Source organism: Photorhabdus sp. S10-54, assembly GCF_963878145.1.
Classification (GTDB): domain Bacteria; phylum Pseudomonadota; class Gammaproteobacteria; order Enterobacterales; family Enterobacteriaceae; genus Photorhabdus; species Photorhabdus kayaii.
Genome location: NZ_CAWNXG010000003.1, coordinates 107,357 through 122,050, shown reverse-complemented (window position 1 = coordinate 122,050; position 14,694 = coordinate 107,357). Strand labels below are relative to the sequence as shown.

10 protein-coding genes and 2 pseudogenes are annotated in these 14,694 nt (G+C 38.4%); 4 read left to right on the top strand and 8 right to left on the bottom strand.

Annotated features, from left to right (window positions below; genetic code table 11):
- Positions 1–12: 12 nt before the first annotated feature.
- A complete protein-coding gene (gene modA, locus AACQ83_RS02860; RefSeq protein ID WP_112876167.1) occupies positions 13–783 on the bottom strand; it encodes a molybdate ABC transporter substrate-binding protein in 771 nt (256 codons plus the stop codon).
- A 248-nt stretch (positions 784–1,031) separates the two neighbouring features.
- A complete protein-coding gene (locus AACQ83_RS02855) occupies positions 1,032–1,166 on the bottom strand; it encodes an AcrZ family multidrug efflux pump-associated protein (protein ID WP_112876254.1) in 135 nt (44 codons plus the stop codon).
- 182 nt (positions 1,167–1,348) lie between these two features.
- Here AACQ83_RS02855 and modE point away from each other — a divergent pair, with 182 nt between their 5' ends.
- The 4 genes from modE (at position 1,349) to gpmA (ending at position 5,811) form a co-directional block, all read left to right on the top strand.
- Positions 1,349–2,140 (top strand): molybdenum-dependent transcriptional regulator, encoded by a 792-nt coding sequence (modE, locus tag AACQ83_RS02850; protein ID WP_112876168.1) that lies wholly within the window; start codon positions 1,349–1,351, stop codon positions 2,138–2,140.
- 176 nt (positions 2,141–2,316) lie between these two features.
- A complete protein-coding gene (gene modF, locus AACQ83_RS02845; protein WP_112876169.1) occupies positions 2,317–3,792 on the top strand; it encodes a molybdate ABC transporter ATP-binding protein ModF in 1,476 nt (491 codons plus the stop codon).
- Between the two features lie 282 nt (positions 3,793–4,074).
- Positions 4,075–4,899: a CPBP family intramembrane glutamic endopeptidase gene (locus tag AACQ83_RS02840; protein ID WP_192880970.1), complete on the top strand. Its 825-nt coding sequence runs from the start codon at positions 4,075–4,077 to the stop codon at positions 4,897–4,899.
- A gap of 159 nt (positions 4,900–5,058) precedes the next feature.
- Positions 5,059–5,811, top strand: coding sequence for a 2,3-diphosphoglycerate-dependent phosphoglycerate mutase (gene gpmA / locus AACQ83_RS02835; protein WP_112876171.1), 753 nt, complete (start codon positions 5,059–5,061; stop codon positions 5,809–5,811).
- A gap of 96 nt (positions 5,812–5,907) precedes the next feature.
- Here the strand turns inward: gpmA and aroG are convergent, their stop codons facing one another.
- From aroG to AACQ83_RS02805, 6 genes and pseudogenes are all read right to left on the bottom strand, one after another.
- A complete protein-coding gene (gene aroG / locus AACQ83_RS02830) occupies positions 5,908–6,960 on the bottom strand; it encodes a 3-deoxy-7-phosphoheptulonate synthase AroG (protein WP_112876172.1) in 1,053 nt (350 codons plus the stop codon).
- Positions 6,961–7,221: 261 nt separating this feature from the next.
- Entirely contained in the window at positions 7,222–7,947 is a 726-nt protein-coding gene (pnuC, locus tag AACQ83_RS02825) for a nicotinamide riboside transporter PnuC (protein WP_112876173.1), read from the bottom strand.
- A gap of 179 nt (positions 7,948–8,126) precedes the next feature.
- Positions 8,127–9,167, bottom strand: coding sequence for a quinolinate synthase NadA (nadA, locus tag AACQ83_RS02820; protein ID WP_112876174.1), 1,041 nt, complete (start codon positions 9,165–9,167; stop codon positions 8,127–8,129).
- Positions 9,168–11,435: 2,268 nt separating this feature from the next.
- A complete protein-coding gene (locus AACQ83_RS02815; protein ID WP_112876175.1) occupies positions 11,436–12,308 on the bottom strand; it encodes a phage tail protein in 873 nt (290 codons plus the stop codon).
- A gap of 441 nt (positions 12,309–12,749) precedes the next feature.
- Positions 12,750–13,106 (bottom strand): annotated as a pseudogene (locus tag AACQ83_RS02810) (tail fiber assembly protein); the annotation flags it as partial.
- 282 nt (positions 13,107–13,388) lie between these two features.
- Positions 13,389–14,384 (bottom strand): annotated as a pseudogene (locus AACQ83_RS02805) (phage tail protein); the annotation flags it as partial.
- Positions 14,385–14,694: the final 310 nt, after the last annotated feature.

The following is a 14,694-nucleotide window of genomic DNA, read 5'->3' as shown; positions in this document are numbered from 1 at the left end:
AAAAATTTATTCCTAAAGTGGGTGAAAACCATAACGTTTAAAAATTTCAACGGCTTTAGGGGTTTTCAAATATTCATAAAAATCGAGAACGGTGGGATTACTATGATCTTTGATAATCGCCATTGGGTATTCAATCGGTTTGTGGCTCTTTGCCGGGAAAATTCCCACCACTTTGACTTTATCACTGGCAACGGCATCCGAACCATAAACAATGCCCAATGGGGCTTCAGCACGTTCCACCAGCGCCAAACCACTGCGCACATTGCTGGTACGCGCCAGCAGAGGATTAACCTTCTCCCATGCTGCTAAATATTGCAGAGACTCTTTAGCGTAAATACCCACTGGAACATGATCTGGATCACCAACAGCAAGACGACCATCCTCTAATAAGGATTTCCATTTGGTTTCTTTATTAATATCAACTTTATTGAGTTTACTCGCTTTCGGTGCAATCAGAACGAGTTGATTGCCCAACATAGTCAACCGAGTTTCATCAATAATCAGTTTCTTCCCGGCAACATAATCCATCCACTGTTGATCAGCGGAAATAAAAATATCTGCCGGCGCACCTTGCTCAATCTGGCGAGCCAAAATGGAAGAGGCGGCATAAGAAGCCACCACTTCACCTTTTTTCTCTCGCTTATACAGCGCCGCAATATCATCAAGTGCATTAGTCAACGAGGCGGCAGCGAATAACGTGACTTTTTCCGTAGCCCACGCTTGCCACGTTAAAGCAAAAGAAACGACAACGCCGACTAGCAGTTTGCCAAAACTCTTTTTCATTTGTTTTCCACCTGCTTCTTACCTATTAGTTCATCGTGTATAACAAGATATAACGTCAATTGGAAGAGTGTTCCAATATTAATCGGCAAACTGTGAGCAACTTTTACTATCTAATTTAATTCGAAGTAAAATACTGTAATAGGAAAACCAAATGAATAAAATGGAATTGATTATGATTAATTAAGACAAATTACCCGGTTAATCACCGGGTAATCAGAATAGCATCTGGTGTAAAAGAAATATTAGTTTTACTTTTCAGAACGACCAATACGGGAAACGATATTAAACAGTTCCCCAAGACCATAAATTAAACCTAAAATTCCGGCCGTCACTACCGGTACCATGACCAGGGCGAAAGCCATACTTTTAATCAACTCAAACATGGTAGCCTCACACAATGGCTCATTAAATGAGCCAGCAACATAACACATTTTTAACCATAGCGGGTAATACCGCTATAATTAGTACCATTCTAGACAAAGACAGACAACAGTAACCGGCTAAACGTGCGTTTTTCGGGTTAGCCTATCAAAATTTACGATTATATTTACTAAAAAAAACTATCATGCAAGCCGAAATTCTACTGACACTGAAATTACAACAACGGTTATTCGCAGATCCACGGCGAATATTATTACTAAAACAGATTAAAACAACGGGTTCTATCAGTCAGGGAGCAAAACTGGCCGGCATCAGTTATAAAAGCGCTTGGGACGCAATTAACGAAATGAATCAGCTAGCAGACGAAATACTGGTAGACCGTGCTACCGGTGGTAAAGGAGGCGGCGGGACAAATCTTACCCATTATGGCGAACGTCTATTGCAACTTTACGATCTACTGACACAAATTCAGCAAAAAGCCTTTGATGTGCTAAAAGATGACCAACTTCCCCTCGACAGTCTGTTAGCGGCCATTTCCCGTTTTTCTCTGCAAACCAGCGCCCGTAACCAATTCTTTGGCACAATTACTGACCGTGACCATAATCAGGTGCAGCAACATATCCGCATCTTGCTGACAGATGGTCAAACATCACTGAATGCGGCATTAACAGAACAAAGCGCTAACCGTCTTGGCTTGGTAAAAGGTAAAGAGGTATTGGCGCTCATTAAAGCACCTTGGGTAAAACTCACTAAAGAGCCGTTCTCTATCGGTCATTTCGACAATACCCTGACAGGGCTTATCAGTAAAATTGAAACGAGCGAAGAGAACACAGAAATTATTATTGTTCTTGATGGCGGTGAAATCCTCTGTTCTACTCTGCCCAATCAAGAAGCAAATAACCTGAAACTACATTCTGGAGATAAAATCACTGCACTTTTTAATGCTGACCAAGTAATTATTGCAACTCTGTGTTAAGAATTGACTCTATTATCACTGAATAATTCGAAATATCCAGGAATATTATGGTGTTATGTACCTTACACATCCCCTAGTGTCCGATATTAAATGTTAATTAAAAGTTAATATTGACATTCCTCGGCATTCCGCTTATTTGTGGAAAGATATTTGCGTTGCTTAAAAAGGAATAAAAGATGTCTGAATTGCAAATAACGCAAGGCTGTTTCCGTTTAAGTGATACTCGTACCTTGCAGTTATCATCACTAAAAATAGCCTCTGGCGAAAATTGGGCTTTTATTGGCGCTAATGGTAGCGGAAAATCATCATTGGCCCGTGCGCTTTCAAATGAATTAGTCCTACTTTCCGGCGAACGAAATTGCTCATTTCGCAGGTGCGCCCGCGTCTCTCTAGAACAATTACAAAAACTGACGGAAGAAGAATGGCAACGCAATAATACTGATATGCTCAGTGATGATGAAGATGATACCGGCCGCACTGCGGCAGAAATTATCCAGCTTTATCATAAAGATAATGAACTTTGCCTGGAACTGGCAAAACAGTTCGGTATTATGGATCTACTTTCCCGTCGTTTTAAATATCTTTCTACTGGTGAAACCCACAAGACATTACTTTGCCAGGCACTGATGGCTTCACCTGATTTGCTGATTCTGGATGAACCTTTTAATGGTCTTGATCTATTTTCCCGTGGTCAACTCGCTGAATTACTGGAAAAATTGTCATCAAAAGGAATCGTTTTGGCACTTATCCTTAACCGGTTCAGTGAAATCCCAGATTTTGTTGATCAGATTGGCGTACTAGCGGATTGCCAGCTAACCTCTGTTGGCACCAAAGAAAAAGTGATGGCAGATTCATTGGTGGCTCAACTGGCGCACAGTGAAAAATTGGACGGTATTCATTTACCTGAAACAGATGAATTTCCTGTCGATAATCAGCTACCGTCCGATCAGCCTCTGATTATCCTACGTAACGGTATCATTCAATATAATGATCAGCCAATTTTGCATGGGCTAGATTGGCAAGTGAATCCAGGTGAACATTGGCAAATTATTGGCCCAAATGGTGCCGGAAAATCAACGCTTCTGAGTCTGATTACTGGAGATCACCCTCAAGGCTACAGTAATGAGCTGATCCTGTTTGGCCGTCAACGCGGTAGCGGCGAAACCATTTGGGATATCAAACGCCATATTGGCTATATTAGCAACAGCATTCATCTGGAATATCGTGTCAGCATCAGCGTTCGTAATGTGATTCTGTCCGGTTTCTTCGATTCAATTGGTCTTTATCAGACAGTATCAGATCGCCAGCAGCAACTTGCTGATGAATGGCTGGCTTTATTGGGATTATCTGTTCAGATTGCCAACGGCCCGTTTCACAGCCTTTCATGGGGACAACAACAACTTGTTCTGATAGCTCGCGCACTGGTTAAACATCCGGCTTTATTAATCCTTGATGAACCTCTCCAGGGGCTTGATCCACTCAACCGCCAGTTAGTATTACGTTTTATTGATGTCATGATCACTGATGGCGATACTCAACTACTGTTTGTTTCTCATCATCAGGAAGATGCGCCGCAATGCATTACTCACCGACTGATATTTATTCCTGATGGTGATCTATACCGCTACAAAACGGAGAAAGTTTCTGATTGATTTCTAATAGTTCCCCGTTATGCGGGGATCTTACTTATGAGTCTAGCCAATCTCCATCACAGCCATTTCTATTAGTACCTTAATAAGGTGATTAATCCTTGACCAAATAATCTGAATTAAGGAACGATTATTACCAGCATGAGAGCTTCGACCAGTGAAAAAACATCGCAATTTAGTTATCATGCATTATTATTTTCGCTCACTAAATAACATCCATCACCAATTTTTGATCTGCTTTTCAGATCCTTTTTTAATTTGTTAAAAATAAAGGGAAATTATATGATTTGGGGTTTACTTGCTACATCACTAGCATTATTAGCTATACACCGCACTACTGCACTGATTGCTCTACTGGCCGCAGTTATTACCGGATTTGTCACACAAACTATGATTTATCCGGCAATCGCCACTATTGCAATTATTTTTTTGTTAGGTGCGCTACGTATCTATTTTCAACAAAATAACATCATTAAAATCACAACTGAACTGCTATTACTCGCCTTTGCAGTGGCATTACTCCTACATCTGCTCCCAGGTTTTAATAATCTGAAATATCTCGATAAAGTTCAGGTAGGCCCTCATAGTGCCCCATTCTCAATGTATTTCAACTTTGACAAAGCACTCATTCCTTTCCTGCTGTTATGTTGCATGCCTAGCCTATTTACAACAAAGCCACTGACCAAAATTCGACCTTATGCATGGATAATCTTAGCTATTGTTATTCCTGTATTGTTAAGCATAGCAACGGCTCTCGGAGGACTCGCAGTTGAACTGCACATGCCACAATGGTTACCGATGTTTATATTGGCCAATATTTTCTTCGTTTCTCTGGCAGAAGAAGCGCTATTCCGTGGCTATATCCAACAGAGGTTAAGTCAGTGGATTAACCCCTATTTTGCCCTGATCATCACCGCTTTGATTTTTGGTGGCGCACACTTCGCCGGCGGCCCATTACTGATGATGTTTGCTACACTTGCCGGATTAATATATGGGCTAGCATGGATGTGGAGTGGCCGTCTGTGGGTCGCTGTTGGGTTCCATTTCGCACTCAACTTAGTTCATTTGCTGTTCTTTACTTACCCAATCAAGTTGGTGACCGCACTATAAACGTGTCAAACTTGCCCGGTATCTATTCAGCAATCTGCAAGAAATTCAGCTTTTCAAGCAAATAAAGTTTGAAACAAGACTATTGATTGCTGTTCTAGTGCATAGGGCAATATAATGCGCTCAGTTATCATTGAGTTTGATTTTTAAGGAGTTTAAGCTATGGCTGTCACTAAACTGGTTCTGGTAAGACATGGCGAAAGCGAGTGGAACAGAGAGAACCGTTTCACTGGCTGGACTGACGTCGCGTTATCTGAAAAAGGTCGCGCCGAAGCTCAACAAGCAGGGCAACTGTTGAAAGAAGAAGGTTTTGTTTTTGATTTTGCCTACACCTCCGTGCTAAAACGCGCTATCCATACGCTGTGGAACATTCTGGATCAGGTTGATCAACAGTGGTTACCTGTTGAAAAAAGCTGGAAACTAAATGAACGTCATTATGGTGCTCTGCAAGGTTTGGACAAATCAGAAACCGCAGCTAAATACGGCGATGATCAGGTTAAACTATGGCGTCGTGGTTTTGCTATCACCCCACCAGATTTAACTAAAGATGATGAACGTTTCCCAGGCCATGATCCACGTTATGCAAATCTGAAGCCAGAAGAGTTACCCGTGACTGAAAGCCTGGCGACGACTATTGAACGCGTGATCCCTTACTGGGAAGAAGTTATCAAACCGCGTGTTGCTCAAGGTGAAAAAGTGATTATCGCAGCGCACGGTAATTCTTTGCGTGCTTTGGTTAAATATCTGGATAATATGAGCGAAGAAACTATTCTTGAGCTAAACATCCCAACAGCAGTACCTCTGGTTTATGAATTCGACGAAAACATGAAACCAATCAAACATTACTATCTGGGTAACGCTGATGAAATCGCAGCAAAAGCCGCGGCTGTAGCAAACCAAGGTAAGGCGAAATAATTCATTGCCTATAACAAACTGCTGACACCCTATTTTCCAGCAAACATAAAAAACCGGAGTTGTCGATTCCGGTTTTTTTACATTGGAAAAATGTTATCAGCCACGACGCGCTTTTATTGCCGACGACAATTGACGTAACAAAATTTCAGTGTCAGCCCAACCAATGCAAGCATCAGTAATACTTTTGCCATATACCAATGGCAGACCACTATCCGGGTTCTGATTTCCTTCTTCCAAATGACTTTCTACCATCACTCCGATAATCGCTTTCTCCCCTGCGATAATCTGCCGACTTACATCTGAACACACATCCATCTGCTTCTTAAATTGTTTGGAACTATTGGCATGACTAAAATCAATCATAATTCTTGCCGACAAACCGGCTTTTTCCAAATCTTGCTTTACGGCAGCGACATGTTCAGAACTGTAATTTGGCTCTTTACCACCACGCAAGATAATATGACAATCGTTGTTTCCGCTGGTATTCACAATCGCGGAATGTCCCCATTTAGTGACAGAAAGGAAACTGTGAGGGGAACCCGCCGCATTAATCGCATCAATAGCAACTTTTATCGCACCATCGGTACCATTTTTAAAACCAACTGGACAAGAAAGACCAGAAGCCAACTCACGATGGACTTGAGATTCCGTTGTACGCGCGCCAATCGCTCCCCAACTCATCAAATCGGCTAAATACTGTGGAGAAATCATATCCAGATATTCACCCGCAGCCGGTAGCCCCATGTCATTAATATCTCGTAACAACTGACGAGCTAAACGCAAACCATCATTAATATCAAAACTATGATTCATATGAGGATCATTAATTAACCCTTTCCAGCCAATGGTTGTACGCGGTTTCTCAAAATAAACTCGCATGACAACTTCCAGATCCTCTTTCAGCTCCTCACGCAATTCATTCAGCCGCCCGGCATATTCCATTGCTGCTTTAGGATCATGAATAGAACATGGCCCAATCACAACCAACAGACGATCATCCTCCCCCGTCAGAATTTGATGAATCGTTTTGCGAGCCTTACGTACTGTAAATGCAGCCTTTTCAGTCGCTGGAAATTTTTCAAGTAGTGCCACAGGAGGTAATAATTCTTTTATCTCTTTAATTCTTATATCATCATTCTGATAATTCATAACCCTCTCTCATCTAACATCTTTGCATATTTAATTAAAGCAATCTTGTGATTTTAATCTAACTGTTAGAAGCCAAACTGTAAATATTCTTTGCAGAGAATAAATAAATCAATGCTTAACTCAAAACATAGCAAGATATTGTCAATATGTGGTTAGCTCTATTCTTATGGTTGAAATATCTTTAGAAATGAGAATTATCAAAGTAAATACCTAAAAATATGCCAGAAATCGACAAAACAATTCTCTGGCATAATCAGGAAACTATTTCATATGAGATAATGGCAAAGAATGGTTTTCCTTAGCTGCCTGAATCCATAAACGGGAGCCATTAAATGCAATGCCCAAGAGAATCACATACTGCAACGACATTGCCAGCACACCTTGATGGAAATAGATAACAACGCTTATCACATTGATAACTATCCACACCAGCCAGTTTTCGACATATTTGCGGGTCATCAGAATCATTGCCACAATAGATAGCACTGTCATTGTCGAATCCCAGAATGGGAATGCATCGGGCTCCAATATCGGCATCTGAACATTAAAGCCAAATTTTTGCATAATCGTAACGGCAATCTGAGTCAGATAGCCAAAGACTCGATCAATATTAAAAGTCATAATGGCAATCAATAGCACAGAAATTAGACTAATTATTACCGCCTTATTCAAACTTAACCAACGTATTTTAAGTTCAATCTGCTGCTGATCATTAACCCTACTCCAAGCATACCAACCATAAATATTTGCCGCAAAGAAGAATAATTGCAGCAATAAACTGGCATAAAGTTGAATTTGGAAGAAAATCACCGCAAATAATGTGACATTAATTAGCCCAAACAAATAGTTAATTATCTTCTCCTGACTGGCAAACCAAATACATAACAAGCCAGCAATCGTACCTACCGCTTCAATCCACGATAAATCATACCCTCCTTTTCCCAGAGGTATATTTACTAATATGTTGTTAATACTGAAAAAATCCATCTGTTATATCCTATTATTATCTATATCCGTCATCTTTCAAGTTGCCTCTTTGTTGGCTGCACTCACTCACCCCGGTCACATAGTTATCTATGCTCCCGGGGACTCGCTCCCTTGCCGTCGCGGTGCATCTTGAAATCTATAGGGTATACAATAAAATATTACTCTCATTATTCAATTTTCTATTTTAACTGAGTTGCAAAATCAAGCATCCTATTTAAAGGAATAAGTGCCTTTTCCCGTAATTCTTTTTCAACCAATATCTCATGCTGAACCCCTCCCTGTTCCAACCCCTGAACGATGGCTTGTAAACCATTCATTGCCATCCATGGACAATGAGCACAGCTACGGCAACTCGCGCCTTCTCCAGCCGTAGGTGCTGCAAATAACTGCTTCTCAGGACACGCTTGCTGCATTTTATAAAAAATGCCTTTATCTGTTGCCACAATCAGTTTCTGATGCGACAAAGATTGCGCTGCTTTGATTAATTGGCTGGTCGAACCAATAGCATCAGCCAGATCAATAACAGCGTGCGGTGACTCAGGATGAACCAATACCGCAGCATCGGGATGCAGACCTTTCATCCTTAGCAAAGCCTGAGTTTTAAATTCATCATGAACAATACAAGCCCCCTGCCAACAAAGAATATCGGCTCCTGTTTGTTTACGGACATAATTCCCCAAGTGGCGATCGGGTGCCCAAATTATCTTCTTTCCCTGATTATCCAGATAATCGATCAGTTCAACAGCAATACTTGAAGTCACAACCCAATCCGCTCGTGCTTTAACGGCTGCTGATGTATTTGCATAAACCACTACGGTACGATCAGGATTGTTATCACAAAACTGGGTGAACTCTTTTTCAGGGCAACCAAGATCTAGAGAACACTCAGCTTCCAACGTTGGCATTAAAACACGCTTTTCAGGGTTAAGGATTTTAGCGGTTTCTCCCATAAATCGCACACCGGCAACTAACAAAGTAGAGGCCGGATGATTATTGCCAAAACGTGCCATTTCCAATGAATCTGCAACACACCCTCCTGTCTCTTCAGCTAAAGCTTGGATCTCAGGATCGGTGTAATAATGTGCAACCATAACAGCATCCTGCTGTTTCAGAAGGCGTTTAATTTTTTCACGGCAATGTTTTTTTTCATCCTTACTGAGAAAAGCAGGTTTGGGTGGGAACGGATAAATAGTTGAATTAAAATCAATATACTGGTTCATTGCTCTGGCTCTCTGTTTAGTATATGGTTCTAAAAAGCGAAAATTTTGGTTTTTATCCCGAAAATTTGCCCGCACTTGTTTAACATACTAAACAAAATAACCAATTTATAGTAATTTATTACGAAATATTTTGTCTGTGATAGCTAAACAGAAAACAGAAAACAGAAAACAGAAAACAGAAAACAGAAAACAGAAAACAGAAAACAGAAAACAGAAAACAGAAAACAGAAAACAGAAAACAGAAAACAGAAAACAGAAAACAGAAAACAGAAAACAGAAAACATTATTATATTTGTAAAAGATGTTCTATTAAAGCTTTTTATTAAATTATTTTTCAATTTTAAAAATAGGAAAATCCTCAGAATGAGAGTCGTTTTACGGGTTTATCATCTTTTTAACAGCGAATTCAAATCAATAATAATTGCGTTTTTTAGAAAGATAGTTAATTGAATTAAATCGAGGTCTATTAGCCATTAGTAGTGAGTTAAAAAGAAATTAGAACACAAAAGAAATATTATCCAACCAACTGGTATTTAAGCGTTTTATCGCCATTATTTTATGAAGAAAGACATAAAAGGTAGCAAAATAAAAAAATGGACAAAACGGTTAATGTGGCAAGATTTAAGCCCTGAAAAAAGCTTGATTGCCCGAAAAAACATAAAGGGTAGCGACTGATGAAAACTACTCAAGATTGCCAGTAATACTTCATTAATAAAGATAAAAATCAGGTATGATTAATGTTTTTTAAACATAAAATACGATATACCATAATGATTAAAATTAATAAAAAGTAGACGTGAAAAATGGTAAAAAAACTATTAAAACCTTTTATACCGATTAAATCCAAGAGTTAAAACTATGACTTTTAACCATCGTTTAAAACCCATCCATCATAAAACCATCAGTGAGAAATGAGAAATGAGAAATGAAAATTGACTTTGTTAATGCTTATATATCCAGAAAAAGATAGATAAAAATATGAATAGTTAATCAGATAATCTATTTTCCATAAATAACTAGCTTTAATAACATTTTCAACCAAGGAATAAATTTTTTATAAACATAAAAAACATAAAAAACATGAATAATAAAGCCCTAAAATAAATTATTTAATATAATATCAATCAGCATTCAGCATTCAGCATTCAGCAATCAGCATTCAGCATTCAGCATTCAGCATTCAGCATTCAGCATTCAGCATTCAGCATTCAGCATTCAGCATTCAGCATTCAGCATTCAGCATTCAGCATTCATAAAGCTAAAAAATGGCATTTAATGGCATAAATACGGCACATTATATTTTTGAAGCTGATGGTTTTAACCTTTTACATAAAAAAGTAAGTATAACATCTAATAAGGAGTCCGTTCTGTTATGTAGTTCAAAATTTTTGTTAACAAACATGTTTTCTAATTTGACAATAAATGCTAATTTTAATACAAATTATGTGGTGGATAATTAACATCATGTTATCCTGTAATTTAAAAATAAACTTATCTAAATTGGAAATAAAATATGAAAATGCAAAAACAAGTACGTAATAATATTCCTCTCCCTTTAAAATCGCACAGCGATAAGTAATATTAAAATAATCTATTGTTTATATACCCTATGGATTTCAAGATGCATCGCGACGGCAAGGGAGTGAATCCCCGGGAGCATAGCAAACTATATGACCGGGGTGAGCGAGTGCAGCCAACAAAGAGGCAACTTGAAAGATAACGGGTATATAACTGGTATTCCAGCTTCAGTAGCAAGTGGAATAATGAGTATGAAATGGCTTTTTATTCAAACTCTGGTCACATTGATTTTAATTTTTATAGCAAAATTGGTTTTTAATATTGGTGTTAAAAGGTATTCAAAATATATAACGTGAGGAAACATAATGAAATTGGGAATTATTTCAGAAAGCCATAGATCGCATTCTAATTCAGATAAAGTCGGTGATTTCTTAGATTCACTTGAAATAAATAAAAAAACATTTAAACATACCAATATGGGATGAGTCAATTTGGAATGAAGTAAAAGATCCTAAATGGCATGAATGGAGTTTAATACCAGAATCTTTGATGAATGCTGATGCTTTTATTATTGTAGTTCCTGAATGGGAAGAATGGTTCCACCAAAACTAAAAAATTTACTTTTATTATGCAGTGATAACGAATTAGTGCATAAGCCAGCATTGCTAGTGTCAATATCCGCTCGATCAGCCTCAATAAAGCCGGAATAACCGGCTTTATTCTTACTGCAAACGGCTACAGCCACTAGAATTATGCTGCCCTTACGATGTAGTTAAATGCTACGTTGCGGGGCCTATTTTCGTTAGCGGTTGGAACTTGTCTTGATGCATCAATGTCAAAATATGTAAGATCAGTACTACTGCCGCCATTTGCTGAACGTGTATCTGCCGTAGCATATCGCGACGATGCCATAACACCATACACAATAGGCGTCTGGGGAGCACCGCCCATCTGAGCATGTATAACTTGAGTTGACCCTGTAATATTTCTGATTGCATCTCCCTGCCAAGACAAAAGACCACGACCACCATCAACACCTCGATTATCATCCCATCCGCGGATAAATTCTCCTCTTAAATCAGGTAATCTACCGCCAGGATAAGCTTCCGCCAACTTCGGATACTGTAATTTATTAAAAGGTGAACCATTACAAATAAAATAACCAAAAGGTGGATGGGGTAACGGCCAAGGAATAGGAGAACCCACAGGTATATTAATCTCTTCACGTAATGAATTTATTACTTCCTGAACAAGCTTTTGTGTGGCCGCCAATGTGTCGCTATTACCAATCACATTTGTAAGCTGAACAACACCTTTTTGTGTCAATGAGGCACTGGGAATATCTGTTGTAATTTTTTGTTCTATCGCTTTATTTAATTGAGCGGTAAGTTTGGCTACATTTCCATCATCCAGAACATCATTACCAGACTGTGTCGCGATAAAATCAGCGACGACAGATGATATGGTTGACGACTGACGTAACACCTTATTTAATAAGTGCGTGGGAACATTCTCCGGAGAAAATCCTGTCTGTAAACTCTGGTTTTCTTCATATTTTTCTTGACTAATGACATTTGCATTATTACTAATAGAAAAAGCCTTAAAATCATTCTTGTGACTCATATATTTTCCTTAAATTAAATAATGTTATTTTATAATCAACATATTGAATTATTGTAAAAATAATCTCCTGTAATTCATGCTAATCAAAGTCTAGTTCAGGAAAAAAATAACACAGTGTTCTTATTACTTATAAGTTTAACCGTTTTTGTATCATTGGCAGTAATAAGTAGTTCAGCATTTTAAAATCTAAAATATACCCTCAAATTTATATTTAACATTTGGAAATTATTTCTCTTTTATTTCTTCTATCCCTTCCAATGACTTCTTCTGTTTTAAGTTCCAAGATGAACCTTTTGGCATCTGAATAAAAATATCTAAGCAACCGTGTTCTGAAATGTCATCAGGTTTTCCATATTAATAAAACACACGTTCGTTGTTTTCATTGACACATTTAAATCGTTAGTCATAAAAAACGTAAAAAATAAAGCCGGTTATCCGGCTTCAATTACTTGGCTGTTCCGGCCACTCAATATCTGGAGCTTGCAGAATATCGACACGGCTCAATAATACAAAATACTTTTTCCAAGCCATCAATGCTATTTTCTCTGCTTCTGTTGCCATTTCAACATCAACAGTATGTTGCAATAATGTAACTACTTCATTTGCATGTTGACGCAATGTATCTCGCTGTTGTTCTGCCTGTTCAATCTGACTGGCTTTTATTGCAGCTTCATCAGTGACCCATTCTTTTCCGGTCCACTTATCAAAATGAGTAGCAGGTTTCTTGAATGTTAGCGTATCTGATAATTCACCGATTTCTGTTACCTCAACAGGCAAACGAGTTTGCGTGTTGTAAGCTGTTTTCCCTCGGTAATCAGGTACAATTTCCCAATATTTACCATCTTCACTGCGACAAACCGCTTTGTCATCATAATCTGGAAATTCTGGCGCATCAGTATAGGAACTAGCTGGTAGCCCTACTCCCTCCATTAGATATTCCGGGCGAGCGAAAATAAACTCACGGGAATATGGTGCAACATGATAAATTGTCAGCCAGCCGGCCTTTTCTGCTAACCCATCTTTACCTAATACTGCCACTTCAGATTCTAAAGAATCTTTTTGTTCGGCCATTATGCTGCATGCTGCTCTCACTACATAATTAAATGCTATGTTACGGGGACGGTTTTCATTCGCAGTTGGCACAGTGCGAGATGCATCAATGTCAAAAATTGTAAGATTAGTACTACTACCGATATTTGCTGAACGTGTTTCTGACATAGCAAATAGTGACGACTCCATGACACCATTCAAAACAGGCGTCTGGGGAGCACCGAACATCTGAGCATGTATAGCGTGAGTTGCACCTGTAATGTTTCTGATTGCATCTCCTTGCCAAGACAAAATCTCACGTCCACTATCAACTCCTCGACTATCATCCCATCCTCGGATAAATTCTCCTCTTAAATCAGGTAATCTGCCGTCAGGATAAACTTCCGCTAACTTCGGATACTGTAATTTATTAAAAAATGCACCATTACAATTGAGATAGCCGATAGGTGGATAGGGCAACGGCCACGGAATTGGAACACCAACAGGAATATTACTAGCTTCTTTATTTTGTCTATCTATTTCTTCCCTAGAATACGTTCCCACATCCGCCGCATTCAAATTGATATCCTCAGTCAACACTTTACCATTGACTTTTCGACTATTAGGCACTCTGCCATTAATATTTTCATACAGTGAGCTTACTATTTCCTGAGCCAATTTTTGCGTCACGGCCAATGTATCACTGTTACCGACCTCATTAGTCAGTTGAACAACACCTTTTTGTATTAATGAAGCACCAGGAATTTCTGTTGCGAATTTTTGTTCTAACGCTTTATTTAATTGAGTGGTAAGTTTGGCTATATCACCATCATCCAGAATGTCATCACCAGATTGTGTCGCGATAAAATCAGCAATGACTGATGATATTGTTGACGATTGACGTAATACCTTATTTAACAAGTGAGTGGGAACATTATCCGGTGGAAACCCAGTCATCAACACCTTACTTTCTTCATATCCTTCCTGACTGACTACATTTGCATTATCACTAATAGAAAAAGCCTTAAAATCATTCTTGTGACTCATGCACTTTCTCCTTAAATTAAACAATATTATCTTATAATCAATATATTAAATTATTATAAAAATAGTCTTCATTGCAATTCACACTAATTAAAGTCTAGTCCAGAAAAAGAATGTGGTTCAATATTTTTGAATCAAAATATACCTTACAAATTTATATTTAACATCTGGAAATTATTTTTATTTTATTCTTTCTATTTCATCCTGTAATTTTTTCTATTTTAAATTCCAAACTGAATATTCTAGCATTTGAACAAAAATATCTAAGCGGCAATGTTCAGGAATATCATAGGATTTTCCATCTTTGTAGAAG

Coding starts and splice junctions, on each gene's coding strand:
- modA (WP_112876167.1), bottom strand. CDS start 783: ATGAAAAAGAGTTTTGGCAAACTGCTAGTCGGCGTTGTCGTTTCTTTT.
- AACQ83_RS02855 (WP_112876254.1), bottom strand. CDS start 1,166: ATGTTTGAGTTGATTAAAAGTATGGCTTTCGCCCTGGTCATGGTACCG.
- modE (WP_112876168.1), top strand. CDS start 1,349: ATGCAAGCCGAAATTCTACTGACACTGAAATTACAACAACGGTTATTC.
- modF (WP_112876169.1), top strand. CDS start 2,317: ATGTCTGAATTGCAAATAACGCAAGGCTGTTTCCGTTTAAGTGATACT.
- gpmA (WP_112876171.1), top strand. CDS start 5,059: ATGGCTGTCACTAAACTGGTTCTGGTAAGACATGGCGAAAGCGAGTGG.
- aroG (WP_112876172.1), bottom strand. CDS start 6,960: ATGAATTATCAGAATGATGATATAAGAATTAAAGAGATAAAAGAATTA.
- pnuC (WP_112876173.1), bottom strand. CDS start 7,947: ATGGATTTTTTCAGTATTAACAACATATTAGTAAATATACCTCTGGGA.
- nadA (WP_112876174.1), bottom strand. CDS start 9,167: ATGAACCAGTATATTGATTTTAATTCAACTATTTATCCGTTCCCACCC.
- AACQ83_RS02815 (WP_112876175.1), bottom strand. CDS start 12,308: ATGAGTCACAAGAATGATTTTAAGGCTTTTTCTATTAGTAATAATGCA.